A 20352-nucleotide genomic window follows, 5' to 3' on the forward strand; every position below is an offset into this window, starting at 1 on the left:
ACACGGTAACCATTGACGCCGACCGTGTAGAGGGGCGCCTCCTTGTCAGGGTTGTACCCGGCGGAGCTGAGGAGGCCATTACAGATGCAAAAACTTCCGCCGTCGTCAAGTCGTGCACGGCATTGGTTGAAATGTCCTTCCCTGTCCGGTCGCAGCACATACCCCTTATCGCAACGGGGCTTTACCTTCCTCTGGAGCGTGTTCTGGAAAGCGGGTGACTCCTTAATAACCATGAACGGCAAACCGCATGGAGAACCAGGGTTCTGCGCCACGATAATGTCCGCCTTGCCGGCATTGATAACAGCCTGCTTATACTCGTCAGTTGCACTGCTTTCCCGGGTAACGAGAAAACGCGTTCCCATCTGCACCCCATCGGCGCCCATCTTCAGGAATCTCACGATATCGTCATACGTGTAGATACCCCCCGCTGCGATAACAGGAAAGTTTCCATGTTTTTCCGCCATTTCCTTTACGGGGGGCAAGAGATTTTCAAGCTTGTTCGACTCGAGATATATGTCCTCATACTTGAACCCCAGGTGACCACCGGCCAGGGGTCCCTCGAGTACAACGGCATCCGGCCTGTAGCCTATCCGTTCCCATTTCTTGCATATGAGTTCAAGGGCTCTTGCCGAAGAGACGATGGGAATCAGGGCTGTATCGCCAGGCTTCTTGATAACCGGCAGGCCGAGCGGCAGGCCCGCGCCGGAAATAATGACATCCGCCCCGGCGTCGATGGAAGCCTTTACCGTATCTTCGTAGGTTCCTATGAGGGCAACCATGATGTTGATGCCCGATACTCCACCCCTTGCCTTCGCTTGCGATATTTCCTCAAAAACGGCCTCATATGTGGTGTGTTTCTTGCCGGTCCTTTTCGTGACAAGCCTGTCAAGGGCTGCGCTCGACACGATGCCGATACCTCCTTCTTCCGCAACGGCACTGGCGAGCGGAAAGAGTGACACACCCACGCCCATGCCTCCCTGGATAATAGGTATCCTTATTGTTTTCCCTTTAATGACCAGGGATGGTAATGTCTGTTTATTGTCCATGATCCACGCCTCTTACCTGCAAGCCATTGCAGTTTTTTTTATGAATACGACCCTCCTGAAACCCCAATCTATTTTACCTCAGTTATGGTCAGTTACTCCACTATAGAATTATTGGATAGCATTGTAATCCTGCATATCCGGTAGAAGAAGGACTGTGGGGAAGAAATCAGGGTCAAAAAACAAACAAACTGGCGAAGCCCCTCCTGGAGGGGAAGCCTCCACCGGACCGTACCTCCTCACTTCTCTTCAAAGAGGGACCTCTCCTCCACGAGGCGGGTCTTGAACACGACAGGATAGGCCCTGCCGCCGACCATCCTCACCTCGTAGGGAGGATCACACTTCGTCCTGCACGTGTAAGGAGGAACGCTCAAGGGCGGGGGACATCGGTAGAGCAGAAGATCATGCCAGAGATAGAGCCGGTCCCTCGTTACATCGTATATGTAGCGATAACGATCCAGGTAGCCGGGGACCTCGTCATCGCGTCCATAGTCGCTGCTTGTCCACTGGACATATCGAAGCCTGTCGGGAATGCCGTTCCCGTCGACATCAGGGGCAAAGAAAAAACCGTTGTTGCATCCGTCGGCAAAGTAGCATTCGCCGATGACAACACCCGGGTGCCCGGGTGCGGGGAAATAATAGAGGCGATATCTCGGGAAAAACCCCTCCCACCTGATCTCCAGCCCTTCGCCCGACTGGGCCTTCACGGGTTCTCCCAGGACTCCTCTTTCACCGAAGAGATACCCGTCCTCTGCCGTTACGGGGTTGAGGGCAAATCTCACAAGCCCCTTTCCTTCCAGGGCGTCGACATCCTCTTCAAGGCGGCCGAAACCCTCTGCCGCCCCGTTGACCACGGGGGTATCAAAAACGACGTGGTTGCCCGCGAGGGGCGCGCAGGATGCGACAAGTATGAATGCACACACGACGAGCGTGACTCGCCTTCGCCTGGCAGGGTTTCTCCGTGTGAAGACCGTCATCGCACCTTCCCCGACCCGCAGCTGGCTCCATCATCCACAGAGACCGTCAACGGCTCACCATCTGCGGCAAGCTTTTTCAGATGAAGGCCCTTCTTCCCGCCTGCGGCCAGGGTGTGTTTCTTATAATCATAGCTTCCCGGGCGGATGGTGCCGACATTGCGGTAGAGTTCCAATAAATTGTCCTTGTGAACTTCGAGTCTGCGGTACTCAAAAACACCGGCGGAGGGGTTTTCCAGCTTTACGATGGAAAACCCCTTGCCGGAGGATCAGCTTCCCAGTCTGTCCGCGAGCGCCTTTAACTCGTTTGCCAGAACCCGGGGCAGGCGGTCTCCGAACTGGGAGAAATGCTTCTCCATGTCCTTGACCTCCGCTTTCCAGGCATCGACATCGATACGCAGCAGTTCTTTCATGTCATCAAGCGGCACATCAAGACCCGTGAGGTCAAGGTCTTCCGGTGCCGGCATATAGCCTATGGCCGTTTTCTGCGCTCCCGCCTTGCCGTCCACGCGTTCGCACATCCATTTCAAGACACGGCTGTTCTCTCCGAAACCGGGCCAGAGCCATCTGCCATCCTCTGTCTTTCTGAACCAGTTCGTGTAGAAGATCCGGGGCGCTTTATCCCCCAGCCGTTCGCCCATTTCGAGCCAGTGGGCGAAATAGTCACCCATGTTGTACCCGCAAAAAGGCTTCATCGCAAAGGGGTCACGGCGCACATTGCCGATGGCTCCGATGTTCGCGGCCGTTGTCTCCGAAGAGGCCGTTGCCCCCATCAATACGCCATGTTCCCAACTGAAGGCCTCATGGACAAGGGGCACCGTGGAGGCGCGGCGGCCTCCGAAGATGAAGATGTCTATGGGAACCCCCTCCAGTTTCTCCCAATCGGGGCTGATTATCGGGCACTGGCGGGCGGGTGCAGTGAAGCGGGCGTTGGGATGTGCCGTCGGGCTCTGTGAAGCAGGTGTCCAATCCTTCCCCTGCCAATCGATGGTGTGGGGCGGCGGGTCCGCCGTCATCGCTTCCCACCAGATATCGCCGTCGTCAGTGAGCCCGCAATTTGTGAAAATACAGTTCTCTTTGATGCTATCCATGGCGGCCGAATTCGATGAATAGGATGTGCCCGGCGCAACCCCGAAAAAGCCTGCTTCGGGATTGATGGCATGGAGTCGTCCATCGGGCCTCAGCTTCATCCACGCAATGTCGTCGCCTATGCACTCAGCCTTCCAGCCCGGGATGGTCGGGCCTATCATGGCAAGGTTGGTCTTCCCGCAGGCCGACGGAAAGGCGGCCGCTATGTGATACTGTCTGCCCTCGGGATTGGTGAGCCGCAGGATAAGCATGTGCTCCGCCATCCACCCCTCACGCCTGGCCATGGCCGAAGCGATGCGCAGGGCCAGACACTTCTTGCCGAGGAGCGCGTTGCCTCCGTAACCGGACCCGTAGGACCATATAAGGTTCTCATCGGGAAAATGACTGATATATTTCTTGTCCATGGGCGCGCAGGGCCAGGGAGCATCCTTCTGCCCCTTTTCGAGGGGCGCGCCGACGGAATGAAGACAGGGGATGAACTCCCCCTGTGCTCCCAGTTGCTCGAGCACTTTCGTTCCCACCCGCGTCATGATGTGCATGTTGCAGACAACATAGGCGCTGTCCGTGATCTCGATGCCGATCTTCGCTATGGGCGAGCCGATGGGGCCCATGGAAAAGGGGATGACGTACATGGTCCGCCCCTTCATGCATCCATCATAAAAGCCGCGCATGATGCCCTTGAGTTCATCCGTTTCGACCCAGTTGTTCGTCGGGCCCGCCTGCGACTGATCCCTGGTGCTGATGTAGGTACGGTCTTCAACACGCGCCACGTCGGACGGCTGCGAACGGAAGAGAAAGCTGTTGGGACGCTTCTTAAGCGGTATGGCGGAACCGCTTGCCACCATACCTGCCATAAGGCTGTCGTACTCTTCCTTTGAACCGTTACACCAGTAAACGCTGTCAGGTTTGCACATGCGCGCCATGTCGTCGACCCATTGGAGTAGATCTTTGTTTTGTGTCAAATTATCCGCGCTTTTCATCGATAGTACCTCCTGTCAATATCTGCAGCGAAATAGTTAACAACAAATTTGGGGGGATTTCAACAAGAGAAGGGACGGGGTTACAGCTTCTTTCTATTTTCCAGCGAACTCTTGATGGTCAGCGGATCTATGTAGACGATATCACCGCCTACGGGGATGCCTGAGGCTATTCTCGTGATCTTCACGTCATAGGGCTTGAGGATCTCTCCGATATAGTGGGCGGTGGTGTTGCCTTCGATGTTCAGGTTCGTAGCGACGATGACCTCGCTTATGCCTTCCCGGACAACCCGGTCGCGAAGCTCGTTTATCCTGATGTCGTCGGGACCCACCCCCTCTATGGGGTTGATGACGCCATGAAGGATGTGGTAGCGGAAATGACCCGGATGAGACGATTCTATCACCATCATATGCGAGGACTCTTCCACGACACAGACCGACGTCGTGTCGCGCCTGGCATCCCTGCATATAACACAGGGATCGGTATCGGTAATATTGAAACAGACTTTGCAGAGGCGTATCTTTTCCTTGATGTCGACGAGGCTTTTTGAAAGCTCCGTGATGTATCCCTCCCTGGAATTGAGAAGGAAAAAGGCAAGCCGCGTCGCCGTCTTCCGGCCAATGCCCGGAAGCCGCGTCAGGTTCTCGATAAGCCGTTCGATCGGTTCCGGATAGAACACGTACTACATCCCGAAAGGCATCTGCATTCCGCCCGTAACCTTGGACATCTCTTCCTGGACCATCTCCCTGGAACGATTAAGCCCTTCGTTAACGGCCGCCACGATGAGGTCTTCCAGCAACTCGTTGTCCTTTTCTTCGAGCACTTCAGGGGATATTGCGAGTGAGACAAGCTCCTGTCTGCCGTTGACGACACAGCTTACCATGCCGCCGCCCGACTGCGCCTCCACCGTCTTGTCTCCCATCTCCTCCTGAAGCTTCACGAGACGGTCCTGCATCTTCTTCGCCTGCTGTAATATCTGGTTGAAACCTTTGGGCATACTGCCTCCTCTTAGAGATTGAAGAGAGACTCCGCTTCCTTCACATATTCCTCCAGGATGTTTTTCTTCTTGTCGAGAGCATCCCTGAATTCAACGTTCATGACCTTTCCAAAGAATTCGTTCGTCAGCTTCTTGATCTCTTCAAATTCGCTTTTTATGAAATTGCCGTATTTTTTGTCGATGAGAACAATGAGATCATCCCCCTCCACGGTGCATTCACAGGAGTCAAACATACCCCCCAGAAAAGGCTTTTTCTTCTTGAGATATTCCACGAAACCATGGACGTCTTCGCCTCCCGGGTGATGCCGGGCCGCGGGATATTCCTCCGGCGGGGGCGGGGTATCATCCGATGCAGGGGCAGAAATGGGAGGGGTATGTCTCTGCCTCGCTGCGACGCCTTCATCCGGGGCCCGTACCGCTGACCTTTGTGAAGACCCGGGAGGCTCCCTGCGTTCAAGCTCGCCGATCACCTTTTCAACGTCCCTGAGCCGGGACAGGTTATAAAGGTTGATATAGAGCGTCTCGAGGGCGATTCGCGGGAAAAGCCCCCGCATGAGGTCCTCGCTGCGAAGCATATAATAGAGCATGTTCTGGATCTCGTAGTATTCGATGTCTTTGATAAGACCATTGAGCGCCCCGTACTCGTCCTCTCCCATGGAGATGAAATCGGGCAGTCCCCCCACGGCCTTGATGATCATCATGTTCCTGAGATAGGAGACGAGGCCGCGATAGACCTGGCCCACATCATATCCTTCTCCGAGGGTCGCTTCGATCGCCGAAAGACCCTCCTTCAAATCCCTCTCGACGAGAGACTTCACGATGCGATAGATGACATCTTTTTCGACGACACCGATGATGTTGACCACATCGCTTTCAGAGATATGCTGCCCGCTGTATGCGATGATCTGTTCAAGGATGGATTCAGCGTCCCTCATGGAACCGTCCGCCTCGATCGCCATATGATGGAAGGCCCCCTCGTCGAAGGTTATCCCGTCTTTTCTGCAGACCGCCTTGAGCTGCTCCGTTATCTCCCGTTCGGTGATGCGCTTGAAATCGAAGCGCTGGCAGCGGGACATGATGGTGTAGGGGATCTTCTGGGATTCGGTTGTGGCGAGTATGAAGATATTGTGCCCCGGCGGTTCCTCGAGTGTTTTGAGGAAGGCATTGCGTGCCTGGTCGGTGAGCATGTGTGCCTCGTCCAGGATATACACCTTGTAGGCCGCCTTCATCGGAAGGTAGCGGACGGTCTCCCTCAGTTCCTTGATATCGTCGATGCCCCGCGTCGATGCGGCGTCGATCTCTATGACGTCCACAAAATTGCCGGCTGCTATCCCCACGCAATTCTCACAGACATTGCAGGGTTCAGCCGTCGGGCCGTTCACGCAGTTGACCGCCTTTGCGAGTATCCGTGCCAGCGAAGTCTTTCCGACACCCCGGGGTCCCGTGAAAAGAAAAGCGTGAGCGATCCGGCCTGCCTTTATGGAATTTTTGAGGGTGGTGATGATGTGCGGCTGTCCAACCACATCATCGAATCTCTGGGGTCTCCAACGTCTTGCGATAACTGTGTAACTCAAATGCGAACGCCTCTTTGGGGCACATTAAAAAAGCCAGGCTACCTGCGGCACACGGATCAGCCACTACCGCTGCTTCCTTCCAGACCTGACGGGGTTCGCAACCTTCACGTTGCGCAGGGCCTGGCCATTCTAGATCAATATGGCGGAGAGAGAGGGATTTGAACCCTCGGTACGCGTTAACGTACACACGATTTCCAGTCGTGCTCCTTCAGCCGCTCGGACATCTCTCCGGTGACATCTGTTATACCACACTTCAGAAAACGACCTCAAGGGATTTACGCCCCTGTCCTTTGCCAATCCTCGCGCACGACCCCGAGGATTCGGCGGGCCCTTTCCGAATAGAGCTCTATTCCCTCCCAGTTCGGGCGGACGGTGACCTTTTGCATCAGCAGTCCGTCTTCGCCAAACCACCGGGGGAGCATACCGCCGAAAAAGTATCCCCTCTGCCGCAGATGTTCCGTCAAGGGGCCGATAAACGGCCAGGAAAGGTTCAGCCAAACCTGTATCACGATCATGCCTTGCTTGAGTGCATCGGCCTCATGGCCATCGAAGACCGCTTCGAAATCCTCGCCTGCCTTGCGGACGGTCATACGCGCCACGCGAGCGAATTCGAAAACCCGATGCTCGATGAATGTCGGGTCCGGTCCGGGACGCTCATTCCCCGCACTGTGCACCCTGCCCCCCGTCGTAAACCCGTCGTAGAGGAACCGCAGGGCCCCCTCGTATCGCTCCGGTGCGTAGACGGCGTGTTCCATCGGCCGGTACATCCTTGTCATGTGCAAGGCGGCCACCCGTCCCGAGGCGCTTCCCTCCTTCACATAGGCCTCCGCAGGCATGAGGTCCACCTCGAGGGCCGTCTCGATGGCCCCTTCATTTGCCCAGGCTTTCTGCATATAGACCTGGTTGCATACGGCCTCGCCAAACACGGCATCCGCATCGTACGCCGGTGCCAGTTCTTCGGAAAAGTAGCGGTTCATCGTGCGGGCAATGCCGTGCTTGCGGTAATCGACGAGGACCAGACCCTGCCCTCCTTCATAGACCGTCTTCACCGGCGCCGACCTGAAAATGCTGACATATCCCACGATCCTTCCCTTCGAGGAACGGGCGATACAGGGTATGTTCTCGTGCTTCTCGAAGGCTTCCACGAGCCCTTCCGGGTCGTAGACGAGCTTTACGGGGTAGTCCTCCCCGTATACGCTGCGGAAAAGCTCGCCCACCCCTTTTGCATCACCCCGTTGAAAGGTATCGACGGTGATACGTTCGTCCTCGGAGACATCAATTATGATAGACATACGGCACTTCCTCCTGTCCGTCCCTGAACTTTGCGGGCCATCACCCGCGAAGGCCCGCATCGTCGGGGCACATCCGCAGGTACCATACCACAAGTTTCAGGTAATAGGAATAGCGCAGCCGCATCCTGGAGCCGAAAAGAAAAGGGAGCACCGCGATGATGAAAACCAGGGCCCTGAAAAACCTGACGGCATCAAATGCCAGCGCGTAGATGGCGCCGTGATGTTTCTTTATGAATTTTCTCAGCGAGATATTGTATTCCATCCGTCCCCTGACCCAGGTCTTCCGTACCGTCCTGCCCTGGAGGTGAATGACCCTGGCGGCGGGGAAGAAGACAACACGATAACCCTTCTGCCTCAACCGGACGCAAAAGTCCGTCTCCTCGAGAAAGAAAAAGAAACGCTCGTCGAAACCGTGGAGGTCGTCAAAGACTTCCTTCCGGATCATGATGGCGGCCCCGATGAGCGATTCCACGTCCCGGGCGCCTTCGCCATTCTCGCCCGACGCCGGCGTGCGCAAGATGTTCCTTGAACCGGGGAACACCTCGCCCGCCAGACCGGGGATGGCGGCGGCCGACCTTTGCGAACGGAGGTCTTCGTAGACAAGCTGCGGCCCCATGACCCCCAGGCCGGATATGTTCCCGGCAGCGGCGATCATCTTTGCGACATCTCCCTCAATGAGGCGGGTGTCGGAATTGAGAAGAAGGATATACGTGCCGGCAGCCAGGTTTCCTCCCTGGTTCACCGCGGCGGCAAACCCCGCGTTGCGGTCGTTCCGGACATACCTGACATGGGGAAAGGAGCCCCCGACACATTCCTCCGTGCCGTCGCTGGACGCGTTATCGATGACAATGATCTCCGTTCCCAGAGACTTCAGGGAGGCGTCCTTTTCGATGGAGTTGAGGAGCCCCTCCAGCAGTTCCCGGGTATCCTTTGTGATAATGACGATGGAGAGAATGATGGGCGTCTTCCGGCGGGAATCCAAAACCTCGCTCTTTCCTTTGCCCGTCTTCATAACCCTTCAGGGAGTCCCCGCCGGCGGCGCACCCGGCTTGCCGGCATTCTTGACCGCCTTCAGGGCCTTTCCCTGAGGCTGGATGGGGCAGGCATAGCAGCAGATCCCGCAATTCGTGCACAGGCTGTCATCAATTCTGATCTTCCCTAATCCCTCGTCAAAAGACATAGCCGGGCAATCGAAGGTCTTGAGGCAACTCTTGCAGCCTATGCAGTCGCGTTCGATGTCCGCGGGGCGGGCCCCATTCTTCGCCGTCCCTTTCACAAGGAGCAGGCATTCGCGCCGCGCGATGATGACCACCGGAAGCATCTCCTCCTTAAGACGATCAAAGGCCTCGCTGATGGTGCCGATCATCAATGGAACGTCATACGGGTCGACAATGCGCACATGGTTGACCCCGATGCCCCTGACAATATCCTCGATGGCAACGCTGCGGGTCCGTACCCCATCCACGGTGACCCCGGTCTGCGGCGTGGGCTGCATACCCGTCATGGCCGTCGTCGAATTGTCCATTATGACGAGAATAAATCTCTTGTGGTTCTTCACGGCGTCATAGAGGGGGGCCATGCATGCGTGCAGAAAGGTCGAATCGCCTATGGAGGCAAGAATGGGAACAAGCTTGCCGTCCTGCCCGAAGGCGTCATCGAAACCTTCCGCCAGAGTCACTCCCGCTCCCATGTCAAGACAGGTATCAACGGCGCCCTGGGAGATGCCCAGCGTATAGCAGCCGATATCTCCCGGATAAATGGCATCGGACCAGAGATACTGCATCGCGAAGAAAGATGCCCGATGGGGGCATCCGGGACAGAGTTTCGGCGGCCTCGGGGTGACGGCCACCTCGGAAAGCGCCTCCTCCATGGTCCCGTCGGGGACGAACATGTTTTTTCCCGCCCCGATCTCACGCAATACCCGGGACATGATATCCCTGACGATGTCATAGGTGATCTCACCCGATGACGGCACCGTGCCGTCCCTTCTGCCCATTACCTTCCTCGCGTTGCCGATGAGCGCCTCTATTACCTGGTCCGTCTCCTCTACCACGAGCACCCGCTCCACGGAACCCACAAACCCCGAAAGCCCCTCGTCGACCGGATACACCCTGAGAACCTTGTAGAGCGAAACCGCGTCCCCTGCCCCAAGCTCATCGATGACGTCATAGACGAGGGAATAACTCATGCCGGAGGCGACAATGCCCAGTTTTCTGCCCTTTCCCGCAAGGTGACCTTCCTTGAGCGCAACCTTCCGGGCCCCGGGTCTGTACAGGGGAACGGACTCACGCGCATGGCTCACCCGATGCGTGGAACGGATGATAACGGGCACCTTGTTCCTGAAAGACCAGTCGAGGGCATAATAGGCAACGTCCGCCGCCTCCGTCGGTGACGAGGGGTCAAGGACGGGAATCCCGAAGAGGGCGGCGAGAAGCCGCGTATCCTGCTCCGTCTGGGATGACTGCGGGCCGGGATCATCGCAGGAGACTATGACAAGCCCCCCTTCGATCCTCTTTTCCCGCGACCTCAACAGCGCCGGGAATGCCACGTTGAGACCCACCTGCTTCATGAAACAGGCTGCCCTTGCTGCGCCGTATGCAGCGGCACCGAAGGCAACCTCGAATGCACAGAGTTCGTTGGTCGACCACTCCGTGTGGATCCTCAACCCTTCCATCTCCTTGAAACGGACGACCCCGGGGAGTATCTCCGAACTGGGCGTGCCCGGATATGCCGCCGCGATCTCGAGACCGGCCTCGACAAGACCTCTCGCTATGGCCTGATTGCCTATTATGACTTCTTCCCTGCTATACACTGACGATCCTCCCATAGGGCCTCACTTATTGTCCAACAGCCGGAACACTCCCGCGTCCTGACCCATTGCGGCCTCGAAACCCTTCCCGAAGACGGCGAGATTCTTGACCAGGAACTTTTCGGGCACACGGGACCGGATGGTCTCTTCGATAACCTGTCTCGTGAAGGGGGCTATCCCAAAAGCGGCGAAGGAGCCAAGAAGGGCCATGTTTGCCGACTGGAACATCCCCGCTTCGCGGGCTATGCCGTCGGCATCGATAAAACGGCAGGTTACCTCCCTTTTTTTCAGCAAGGCGGAAACTGAAGACGGCAGCTTTCCGGCACGGGTGTTGACAAGCGCCAGGCCCCCCCTCTTCAGAAAAAGGAGGGTTCTGTAGAATTCGCTTTCCTCGAAGGCAAGGAGGATATTGCCATTCTCCCTGCCGATGAAGGGGCTGGCAAAATCCCCCACCTTCACGAGGGACACGACTGAGCCGCCTCTCTGGCTCATGCCGTATTCGTCGGATGCCACGGCCTTGAGGCCGCTCGCGATGGCAGCCTCGATGAGTATGGTCGAGGCAAGAAGCACCCCCCTTCCCCCGACACCCGCACATATGATCTCATGTTTCATATCATACCCCTGTAGAGAGCCACCACCGGCTCCTTCGTGTCCCGGAAGCGGGCAAGTTCCTCGATGGCCGCGATGGTGAAAACTCCGTTGACGCCATAACCGTGGAGGACCTTCCTGATATCATCCTCGCGTTCACTCACCATGATGAGAAGGACACCGGAGGAATCGTTATAAAGGGTGTTCACGAAGGAGGGCATCCCCGAATGAAAGAAGTGGTCCTCAAAGGTTACGGCAAGGACGTTCCTCTCGGGGTGAAGCTTCTTGATGCCGTGGGCCATGTTTATCGAAGAGGCCGGTCCCAACCGGTCCCGCACGACTGAGAATCCCGCTATGACCTCATCATACTGCGGCCTCCCTCGGCCTGCATTGACAAAACCTTTCTTTACCTTCGACCTGTCGGGTATTTGCAGTTCGATAACCGGATAGGTCTCGACAACGAGAACCTCGTCCATGCTGTCGATGAAGTGCTGCGTAAGCTTCTGCGGCAGCGGAAAGACAGTTGCCAACCGAAGCACGCTCGCCTCCTCGTCGTAGAACTCGAGACGGGAGAACCTGTCCGTCACAAGACCCGTTGAACCCCGGGGAATGATGAGGTTGTCTTCGTAGGTCTCGAAGGCCTCGCCGATCTTTCTTATCTTCTCGTTGAGTTCTCCATGAAGCTGGAAACGGAACTTCGGTGTGGCCGCCCACCTGCCCGGCTCCTTCACCAGAGAGGCCGTATTACCCCCTGTCTTCGCATCGGCGCCTTCGGGGAGCGTGCCCTTGTCCTGTCCTCCCGGAACGGCCTGCACGACGACAGGGATCTTGTATTCCTCGGAGAGTGAAAACCCATAGCGCATGGCCCTTTCCAACTCCTCCGCAGTCTCGGTGACGATAAGGGGCAGTTTTGAGAACGGACCCAGGGGCGTCACTTCTTCATCATTCTCCTGAACGGCGACAATGACGAAGGAACCGGCCACTCCCGTGTAGGCGGAACTCATAACCGGGTCAAGGGCCTCGTACAGACCATCCGTGGAGAGGATGCAGGCGGTCCTCTTCCTCACGTAAGCACCGGCCAGGGCAAGCTCGAATGCTATCTTTTCGTTCGTTGAAACCTCGCAGCGAAGGGCACCCGACGACACCTTGCGCGCAGCCGCCGCCGTGGCCCTGTTCGTCACGTAAAGCTGCTGCACGGCGTTTTCCATCAACAGCCTGATGATATTTTCATGCATCGTCTCAAAGACTCCTTTAGACCATTTTTCTCAGCACATCGATCCCCTTCCGGAGATTCTCCTCCGATGCGGCGAAGGAGATGCGCACATGAGTGTCCCTGGATGAAAAAACACTGCCCGGTATGATGAAGAGGTTGTTCTCCAACGCCCGTTCCACAAATGCCATACCATCACCGCCGGGCACCTCGGGAAAAATGAAGAAGGCGCCCCTCGGCTTTATGACATTGTACTTGTCCTTGAGCCCGTTGTAAACGAGGTCCCTCTTCTTTCGGTACTCACCGATCATCCCGTCCATGCCATGATCGAGGGCAACGAGGGCCGCCTTCTGCGCGAAAGAGGTGACGCTGCTGAAGGCGTACTGCTGCATGGTTACCATACACTGGATGATCTCGCTTGGTCCCGCCACGTACCCCAGGCGCCAGCCGGTCATCCCCCAGGTCTTCGAAAAGCCACCGAAAGTGACCGTCTTTTCATACATCTGACCCAGATAGGGTTTTTCGCCCTCTCCGTCATCGTAGATGAAACGGTCGTAGATATCGTCGGAAAAGACCAGCAGGTCCTTCTCCCGTGCAACCCTTGCCACCATTTCCAGTTCCTGCCGGGAATTGACCATGCCTGTCGGATTGTTAGGGCTGTTGATGAGAATGATCTTCGTCCTGTCCGTTATCGCCCGGCGCAGTTCTTCTTCCCTGAACGTGAAATCGGGATAGGTATCGAAGAAGACGGGGCGGCCTCCAAGGAAAAGGACCTGGTATTCGTAGAGAACAAAATAGGGATCCGGGATGACCACCTCTTCGCCGGGGTTGAGCGTTGTCATGAGGGCAAGAAGGAGACCCCCTGTCACCCCCGCCGTAATGATGGCGTCTTCGCACATTATCCCTTTGCTCCTGAGATGGTCGAGGACCTTTTGCCTGAGCTCCGGTATCCCCCCGGAGGGCGTGTATTTGTTGAAACCCTTCTGTATCCACCTGATGCCTTCGTCCTTCACCGCGTCGGGGATATCAAAGTCAGGCTCCCCGATGCTCAGGTTGATGGGGTTCTTTACTCTTTGTGCCAGGTCGAAGATCTTTCGCACACCTGATGGCCGCACCTGCATGACCCTGTCGGATAGCAGCATTTATTCCTCCCTGCGAGCTGATTGAGCAGACTCCAGTATCCTCTGGAGCCTTGATTTTGGTAATGTATTGAACGCCAGCAGTAATTCTTCGTCTGTAAAATTTGCCTTAAGAACAGCCGCCACGTCAACCCTTTCTTTCCAGCACCCGAAGGTGTTGCCGCAGGGAAGATCACCCTGCACATGAAGGCAATAATCGAACCCGATGATCATTCCAAGCTGGGGACAATAGATTTCCATAAGAACCTCGATTTATACGAGTTCAGGGGCACCGGCCGGGATCTCCTTCTTTCCGATCCCTGTCCTTTGCCCCCTGTCTCATTTCAACTTCGGATACTTCTCCAGGCTTCTGAGCAGTTCCGATATCTCGTCGTCGGGCATTGCATAGTCCTGCAGCTTCCCCGACATGAAGGCGTCGTAGGAAGGAAGGTCGATGATCCCGTGGCCGCTGAAGTTCATAAGTATGACCTTTTCCTTGCCCTCTTCCTTTGCCCTATTCGCCTCATCGATGGCACAGGCGATGGCGTGGTTCGTCTCCGGCGCCGGTATGAGGCCCTCCGTCCGCGCAAAGATGATGCCTGCCGAGAATGTCTCGATCTGGTTGTACGCCCGTGCCTCGATGAGCCCGTCGGCGAAGACCCTGCTGACGAGGGGGGCCATTCCGTGGTAACGAAGTCCTCCTGCATGTATCGGTGCAGGAACAAAACCGTGCCCCACGGAATACATGGGCAGAAGCGGTGTCATCCCGGCGGTATCACCGAAATCATAGACATACCGGCCCCTGGTGAGTGTCGGACAGGATGTGGGCTCCGCCGCTACCACCCGCATCTCCTTTCCATGGATCTTGTCGCGGATGAAAGGAAAGGCAATGCCGGCAAAATTGCTCCCGCCGCCCGCACATCCTATGACAACATCGGGATACTCTCCCGCGAGCTTGAGCTGTTCCTGCGCCTCGAGACCGATCACCGACTGGTGAAGGAGAACATGGTTCAGAACGCTGCCCAGGGAATACTTTGTGTTCTCCGAGGTGACCGCGTCTTCGATGGCCTCGCTGATGGCCATTCCCAGACTCCCCGGGTGGTTCGGGTTTTCCTCAAGGAATTTCCGCCCCACCGACGTATCGGGGCTCGGGCTCGGCACGCATCTGCCGCCCCAGGTTTCCATCATGATTCGCCTGTACGGTTTCTGGTCGAAACTCACACGGACCATGTAGATCTTCAGCTGTATGCCGAACTGGTTGCAGGCAAACGCGAGAGCGCTCCCCCACTGCCCCGCGCCCGTCTCCGTCGTCAGCCTCTTAATGCCGGCTTCCTTGTTGTAATATGCCTGGGCAATGGCCGTGTTCGGTTTGTGGCTGCCCGGAGGGCTGACCCCTTCGTTCTTATAATAGATCCGGGCGGGAGTGCCAAGAAACCTTTCCAGCGCCGTCGCCCGGCAAAGGGGCGTAGGCCTCCACAGCAAGAGCCTTTCCATGACCTCGTCGGGAATGGCTATGAACCTCTCGGTGCTTACCTCCTGCTCGATAAGGTTCATCGGAAAAATGGCCTCGAGCATATCCGGTGTTACAGGCTCCCCCGTCTGTGGATTGAGGGGCGGCGGCAGGGGTGTGGTAAGATCGGCCTGAATATTGTACCAGGACCGCGGCATATCCCTCTCATTCAGCAGTATTTTCCTTTCCATGATATCCTCCTTTTTTTCGGTAACGAAAAGGGCCATGGGGTTTTCTACCCATGGCCCTTTTAAAAGAAAACGGCCATGGACGGTGTGAAACCGTCCATGGCCGGAAAATTACGGTTTCACACCTATAGTTTCCGCCACCACCAGTTCTTTACCTGTTCGTTCATCATAATGACCCTTTATATCACGGGAGATGGAACATGTCAAAGAAAAGATAATAACCAATGATCAAATTCCGATGATCAAACAGGGGGACAGCGACGCAGCCTTGTCCTGTCTTCCCGCCTGGTCAATTGGTTATTGGGAAATTGGTCATTATCTCTTTCTCTGGTCATTGGAATTTGGCCATTGATCATTAGTCTTTATGCTTGGTCATTGCCTTCACAATCGTGTATACTCTTAGAGCTTCGAATCCACAATCACATCCGGAGGTCAGGAAATGAAATTTTTTATAGATACGGCCAATATTGACGAGATCAAGAAAGGTATGGAGATGGGGCTTGTTGATGGTGTCACCACCAATCCGTCGCTCCTCGCAAAGGAGAATAAGGACCCCGAGACGGTACTTCAGGAGATACTGCGGACCGTGCCGGGACCGGTCAGCCTGGAGGTCATATCCACCACATCCGAAGGTATGTGCGAAGAGGCGCGAAAGCTGGCGCAGCTGGGCGAGAACGCCGTCATCAAGATACCTATGACGGAACAGGGTATAAGGGCCGTCAGGACACTGACGGACGAAGGGATCAAAACGAATGTGACCCTCATTTTTCAGCCCGTCCAGGCCCTCATCGCCGCAAAGGCAGGCGCCACCTATGTGAGTCCCTTCATCGGCAGGCTTGACGATATCTCTCAGAGGGGCATGGAGATAATCGATAGCATAACCAGGATATTCTACAATTATGCCTTCGAAACAGAGGTCATAGTCGCCAGCATCCGCAACCCCATGCATGTTCTGGATGCGGCTCTCATCGGCGCCGATATAGCCACCATTCCCTTCAACGTGCTCAAACAACTCATGAACCATCCGCTGACGGATATCGGTCTGCAGAAATTCCTCAAGGACTGGGAAGGCATCAAGAAATAGAGCTCCCGGCCACCGGCTCACCGTCCAGTATTTCCCTCACCTTCTTAAGGAGGTCCCGGGGGAGGATTGGCTTGGCGATATACTCTATCGTCGCGTCACGGATTCCTTTCTGGTGGATGATGTCATCGGTGTAGCCGCTCATGAAAAGCACCCTGATCCCGGGGTCGACGGACTTCAGCCTGTCAAAGGCCTCTTTGCCGTTCATCTTGGGCATGACGACATCGAGAATAACGAGGTCCGCCCGGCACCTCTTCTGTGTTTCAATGGCATCGAGACCATCTACGGCCTCAAAGACCTCGTAACCCTGTTCCGCAAGAACGGTGCGCAACAGGTCTCTCAACTCCTGATTGTCTTCTGCGACAAGTATCTTTTCGTTCCCCCGGGGGTCTTCGGCGAATGATTCTGTCTTTTCCTCCGGAAAAACCTCGACGATGGGAAGGAGGATCTCGAAGGTAGTCCCCCGGCCTACCTCGGTGGCAACGCGAATAGAACCATTGTGCTGTTGTACTATTCCGTACACTATGGACAGACCCAGTCCCGTTCCCTTACCCGATTCCTTTGTGGTAAAGAAGGGTTCGAAGATCTTTTCCCTCGTCCTCAAATCCATGCCGACACCTGTGTCGGAAACGCTGATACAGGCGAGGCGGCTTCTCCGGTCTTCCTTGTCCCCGCCGATATCGCTGTCGAGCCCTCTCGTGCTGATCGTGAGTTTGCCCCCCACGGGCATTGCGTCCCGGGCATTGGTCACAAGGTTCATGAGCACCTGGTCGATCTGGACGAAGTCGGCCATCACCACGAGTGGATCCTTGCAGAGGTCCGTCTTCAAAATAATGTCTTCGGTAATGAGGCGCGAAAGCAGCTTTTTGGTACCCGTGATAGCCGCATTCACATCCAGAGGTTTCGGGTCGATGATCTGTTTCCTGCTGAATGCAAGCAAACTCTGAGTCAGGATAGCCGCCTTGCCCGAAGATGCTACGATCTGATCGACATACTTCCGGACGGGATCATCCGGCGGGATCTTCATCTGCACAAGGTTCGAGTATCCCATAATGGCGGAGAGGATATTGTTGAAGTCGTGGGCGATCCCCCCGGCGAGCTGGCCGATGACCTCCATCTTCTGCGACTGATGCAGCTGCGATTCGAGTTGGACCTGTCTCGTCACATCGCGGTTGAGTGCAATATATCCCGTTATCGTGCCTGATGAATCCACAAGGGGACTGACGGTGGATTCCTCGTGGATAAAGGTCCCGTCCTTTCTCCTGTTGACGATGGTGCCGCTCCAGACCTTGCCGCCGCTGATCGTCTCCCAGAGGTTTCTGTAGAACTCCCGGTCATGGAGACCGCTCGTGAGGAAACTCGGCGTGTTGCCGATAGCCTCATCGCGGGAATATCCCGTGATGGACTCGAAGGCAGGATTGACATATTCGATGACGCCCCCTGCATCGGTGATGATGACATCCTCCCCCGTCTGTTCGATGGCCGTCACGAGGCGCCTGATCTGGGCTTCCGCCTTCTTCCTCTCCGTTATGTCCCGGACGATCACGAGGAGATAGGCCTCGCTGTTCACATCGAAACGCCTCAGGTTGACCTCCACGTCAAGAAAGCCCCCTCCGTCGAACCTCCTGTTGCGCCACTCGAAAAACTGCGGTTCGCCGGACATGGCAAGACGCACCTTTTCCATTGCCCTGTCTGCCGAGGAGGTGCCGTCAGGCTGGTTCTCGGGGGAAAACCCAGAGGGCCCCTTCCCCAGTATGTCTTCCTTTCTGCATTTCATCAGTTCCAGTGTCTGGGAGTTACAGTCCATGTAGATGCCGTTTTTGAGGACCAGAACGGCATCGGGAGAGAACTCAAAGAGGGCCCGGTAGCGCACCTCGCTTTCACGCAAGGCCTCTGCCGCCATCTTCCGTTCGGTGATGTCTCTGAGAATCCCTTCCCGACCTGCAATGTTTCCGTCATCATCAAGGAAGTAATGGGTCGTAATGGAGACGTACAACGTTGTGCCGTCCTTGCGCCTGAGAAAAGCCTCGTAATCGTTCACGCGGTCGCGGTCCTTCAGCTCGTCGATCATTCTGTAGAGATCACGGGAGTCGTTCCAGAAAGCCTCCATGGGCAGACCAAGCATATCCTCGACGGAATCATAGTGGAACATCCTCGCTCCCGCAGGATTTATCATGATCAGAATGCCATTCGCATCGAACCTGTAGAACACATCCTGTATCTTTTCGATTATATTGCGATAGAGCTTCTCGCTCTCCCTCAACGCCCGGGCGGTCCTTATCCGTTCCGTGATGTCCGTTATGATTGCTATATAACTGTCATCCCTCGTCTTCGCCACCTGAAAGAGCAGTTCCCTCATGGTACCGTCTTTGCTGACCCATCTCGATTCTTCCTGCCCTTTGTGATAGATCTCCCGGCCCACCCTCTCGTACTCTTCATCGTCGGGATAAAGGAAGCGGGAATCGTGCCCCACGAGCTCGCTTTCGTCATACCCCGTGATGGAACACATCGCATCGTTGACCCATTCAAATATCCTGCTCTTGATCTTTACGATACCGCTCGGCGAAGCCGAGAGAATTCCCGACAATGTCTCCTGTGAAGCCAGAAGCTCCATTTCTCTCGACCGGAGCTGAAGGGAGGTGCGTCTCAGCCTGGCAAGACCTATCACCAGGACTGTGATGAATGTCAGGAGAACAATGATCACAGCAACGGCGCCGAGTATTGCTGTCCTGTACACTTCAAAGAAGGAGTGCTGCCTGTTGAGGATGATACTGTCCCGCGGAACCATCGTCTCGGAGATCCCGTGCTCCCTGAGCTCTGCATGATCGAACATGAACCGGTTCGGGCTCTCGAGCATGCGGGGAAGGTCCCGAGGGCTCTTGCCGTCGAGTATCTGTTTCGCAAGTGAGCCTGCAGCCTGACCCTGGCTGAAGCCCGTGACACATTTGCCGCCGACAAGGCCTTTTCCCATAAAAGAGCTCGAACGGCCGAAAACGGGAACGGGCGACGTCTTCAGTACTCTCTCTGCCTCTTCCATCGAAACAGGCCTGCCCTGCTCATCCTGCCATAAGGATATGAAGAAAACCATGCTGTCCGCAGGAAGCGTGGATACTGTCTGTTCGACCTGCGAGTATGAAAGGTTGTCTATTGTCTTCGTCGCAAAATGGGGGTAGGAGGTCTCCATGATCCGCGACAGGTTTTCAAAACGTTTGCGGTTCTCCCTGGTCCGGTCATGCACAACATAGACCGTCCGCGCATCCGGCTTCACCCGGAAGGCAAACGCCAATGTTTCCTCGAAATCATCTTCTTCAAGGACACCGATGACATTTTCACGACCCGCAACTATGTCCTCATTGAACCTGTTCACCCCGCAGAATACTATGGGGGTATTTCTGAAAAGCTTCTTCTGATGTCGAAGGGCGAAGTGAAAGGCGTTATCGTCGGAGACAAGGACCACATCAAACCGAATAGAAACAAATTTCATCGCGTAGATATCGCGAAGCCTGTCGAGATATTCGGCGGTCTCGATCTTTCTCGTGTCCATGTATTCAACATGCACGGTAAGGTCCTCACGCCCCTTCAAAGCGGACATAAAGCCTTCCATTATGGTCTCGGTCCAATCTGTCCTGTGATAGGAATGGAGAATAAGCACCGTCTTGTGGTCATGGACTGCGGCTGCCCGGCATGAGCCGGCGAAAAGAAGAAACGAGAAGGCAATGAACATTACCGCCCATACCGGCTTTATGCCCCGCTTCTTCTCCCTGCAGCGGGGTTCTCTTCCTGCCGTGCCTTTCAAGCTGCCCATGAGTTGAGATAATCGCGCAATCTTGTTCTCCAATGAACAATATACGATCACGGCCGCCAATCCTTCCTTTTGTCCTGCAACGGCATACCACGCTGC

General features: G+C 55.8%; 17 protein-coding genes, 1 tRNA gene and 1 other RNA gene. 1 reads left to right on the forward strand and 18 read right to left on the reverse strand.

All coding sequences use genetic code 11. The features are described 5' to 3' along the window. The 17 genes from PHC90_07225 to PHC90_07305 form a co-directional block, all read right to left on the reverse strand. Positions 1-1046, reverse strand: a 1046-nt coding sequence (locus PHC90_07225) for a nitronate monooxygenase (GenBank protein MDD3846141.1), incomplete at its 3' end; no start/stop codon positions are given. Between the two features lie 236 nt (positions 1047-1282). Continuing rightward, a complete protein-coding gene (locus PHC90_07230) occupies positions 1283-2020 on the reverse strand; it encodes a hypothetical protein (protein ID MDD3846142.1) in 738 nt (245 codons plus the stop codon). After that, a complete protein-coding gene (locus PHC90_07235; protein ID MDD3846143.1) occupies positions 2017-2193 on the reverse strand; it encodes a hypothetical protein in 177 nt (58 codons plus the stop codon). The genes PHC90_07230 and PHC90_07235 overlap by 4 nt, the downstream gene beginning before the upstream one ends. Positions 2194-2286: 93 nt before the next feature. Continuing rightward, entirely contained in the window at positions 2287-4086 is a 1800-nt protein-coding gene (locus PHC90_07240) for a phosphoenolpyruvate carboxykinase (GTP) (GenBank protein ID MDD3846144.1), read from the reverse strand. Positions 4087-4166: 80 nt separating this feature from the next. Then, on the reverse strand, positions 4167-4763 hold the full coding sequence (gene recR / locus PHC90_07245) for a recombination mediator RecR (protein MDD3846145.1): 597 nt from the start codon (positions 4761-4763) through the stop codon (positions 4167-4169). A 3-nt stretch (positions 4764-4766) separates the two neighbouring features. Continuing rightward, on the reverse strand, positions 4767-5081 hold the full coding sequence (locus tag PHC90_07250) for a YbaB/EbfC family nucleoid-associated protein (GenBank protein MDD3846146.1): 315 nt from the start codon (positions 5079-5081) through the stop codon (positions 4767-4769). 11 nt (positions 5082-5092) lie between these two features. Next, on the reverse strand, positions 5093-6655 hold the full coding sequence (gene dnaX, locus PHC90_07255; protein MDD3846147.1) for a DNA polymerase III subunit gamma/tau: 1563 nt from the start codon (positions 6653-6655) through the stop codon (positions 5093-5095). Between the two features lie 28 nt (positions 6656-6683). Continuing rightward, positions 6684-6781, reverse strand: an RNA gene (gene ffs / locus PHC90_07260) — signal recognition particle sRNA small type. A 14-nt stretch (positions 6782-6795) separates the two neighbouring features. Further along, positions 6796-6885, reverse strand: a tRNA-Ser gene (locus PHC90_07265). A gap of 45 nt (positions 6886-6930) precedes the next feature. Beyond that, positions 6931-7947 carry a hypothetical protein gene (locus PHC90_07270; GenBank protein MDD3846148.1) on the reverse strand — a complete coding sequence of 339 codons (1017 nt, stop codon included), beginning with the start codon at positions 7945-7947 and terminating at the stop codon, positions 6931-6933. Positions 7948-7987: 40 nt separating this feature from the next. Continuing rightward, on the reverse strand, positions 7988-8959 hold the full coding sequence (locus PHC90_07275; protein MDD3846149.1) for a glycosyltransferase family 2 protein: 972 nt from the start codon (positions 8957-8959) through the stop codon (positions 7988-7990). 6 nt (positions 8960-8965) lie between these two features. Beyond that, positions 8966-10759 (reverse strand): thiamine pyrophosphate-dependent enzyme, encoded by a 1794-nt coding sequence (locus tag PHC90_07280; GenBank protein ID MDD3846150.1) that lies wholly within the window; start codon positions 10757-10759, stop codon positions 8966-8968. Between the two features lie 21 nt (positions 10760-10780). Further along, on the reverse strand, positions 10781-11368 hold the full coding sequence (locus PHC90_07285; protein ID MDD3846151.1) for a 2-oxoacid:acceptor oxidoreductase family protein: 588 nt from the start codon (positions 11366-11368) through the stop codon (positions 10781-10783). Beyond that, a complete protein-coding gene (locus PHC90_07290) occupies positions 11365-12579 on the reverse strand; it encodes a hypothetical protein (GenBank protein MDD3846152.1) in 1215 nt (404 codons plus the stop codon). The genes PHC90_07285 and PHC90_07290 overlap by 4 nt, the downstream gene beginning before the upstream one ends. Positions 12580-12595: 16 nt before the next feature. Beyond that, entirely contained in the window at positions 12596-13696 is a 1101-nt protein-coding gene (locus PHC90_07295; protein MDD3846153.1) for a pyridoxal phosphate-dependent aminotransferase, read from the reverse strand. Next, positions 13697-13933 (reverse strand): hypothetical protein, encoded by a 237-nt coding sequence (locus PHC90_07300; protein ID MDD3846154.1) that lies wholly within the window; start codon positions 13931-13933, stop codon positions 13697-13699. 78 nt (positions 13934-14011) lie between these two features. Continuing rightward, a complete protein-coding gene (locus tag PHC90_07305) occupies positions 14012-15373 on the reverse strand; it encodes a TrpB-like pyridoxal phosphate-dependent enzyme (protein ID MDD3846155.1) in 1362 nt (453 codons plus the stop codon). Between the two features lie 436 nt (positions 15374-15809). Here PHC90_07305 and fsa point away from each other — a divergent pair, with 436 nt between their 5' ends. Then, on the forward strand, positions 15810-16454 hold the full coding sequence (gene fsa, locus PHC90_07310) for a fructose-6-phosphate aldolase (protein MDD3846156.1): 645 nt from the start codon (positions 15810-15812) through the stop codon (positions 16452-16454). Here the strand turns inward: fsa and PHC90_07315 are convergent. Further along, positions 16444-20307 (reverse strand): ABC transporter substrate binding protein, encoded by a 3864-nt coding sequence (locus PHC90_07315; protein ID MDD3846157.1) that lies wholly within the window; start codon positions 20305-20307, stop codon positions 16444-16446. The two genes, fsa and PHC90_07315, sit on opposite strands and share 11 nt — an antisense overlap. Positions 20308-20352: the final 45 nt, after the last annotated feature.

It is taken from the genome of Syntrophorhabdaceae bacterium (assembly GCA_028698615.1).
In the GTDB taxonomy this organism is placed as follows: domain Bacteria; phylum Desulfobacterota; class Syntrophorhabdia; order Syntrophorhabdales; family Syntrophorhabdaceae; genus Delta-02.

Bases quoted from the DNA above. Each gene is read 5' to 3' on its own strand.
- PHC90_07230 (MDD3846142.1), bottom strand. From the start codon at position 2,020: ATGACGGTCTTCACACGGAGAAACCCTGCCAGGCGAAGGCGAGTCACG.
- PHC90_07240 (MDD3846144.1), bottom strand. From the start codon at position 4,086: ATGAAAAGCGCGGATAATTTGACACAAAACAAAGATCTACTCCAATGG.
- PHC90_07250 (MDD3846146.1), bottom strand. From the start codon at position 5,081: ATGCCCAAAGGTTTCAACCAGATATTACAGCAGGCGAAGAAGATGCAG.
- PHC90_07270 (MDD3846148.1), bottom strand. From the start codon at position 7,947: ATGTCTATCATAATTGATGTCTCCGAGGACGAACGTATCACCGTCGAT.
- PHC90_07275 (MDD3846149.1), bottom strand. From the start codon at position 8,959: ATGAAGACGGGCAAAGGAAAGAGCGAGGTTTTGGATTCCCGCCGGAAG.
- PHC90_07285 (MDD3846151.1), bottom strand. From the start codon at position 11,368: ATGAAACATGAGATCATATGTGCGGGTGTCGGGGGAAGGGGGGTGCTT.
- PHC90_07290 (MDD3846152.1), bottom strand. From the start codon at position 12,579: ATGCATGAAAATATCATCAGGCTGTTGATGGAAAACGCCGTGCAGCAG.
- PHC90_07295 (MDD3846153.1), bottom strand. From the start codon at position 13,696: ATGCTGCTATCCGACAGGGTCATGCAGGTGCGGCCATCAGGTGTGCGA.
- PHC90_07300 (MDD3846154.1), bottom strand. From the start codon at position 13,933: ATGGAAATCTATTGTCCCCAGCTTGGAATGATCATCGGGTTCGATTAT.
- PHC90_07305 (MDD3846155.1), bottom strand. From the start codon at position 15,373: ATGGAAAGGAAAATACTGCTGAATGAGAGGGATATGCCGCGGTCCTGG.
- fsa (MDD3846156.1), top strand. From the start codon at position 15,810: ATGAAATTTTTTATAGATACGGCCAATATTGACGAGATCAAGAAAGGT.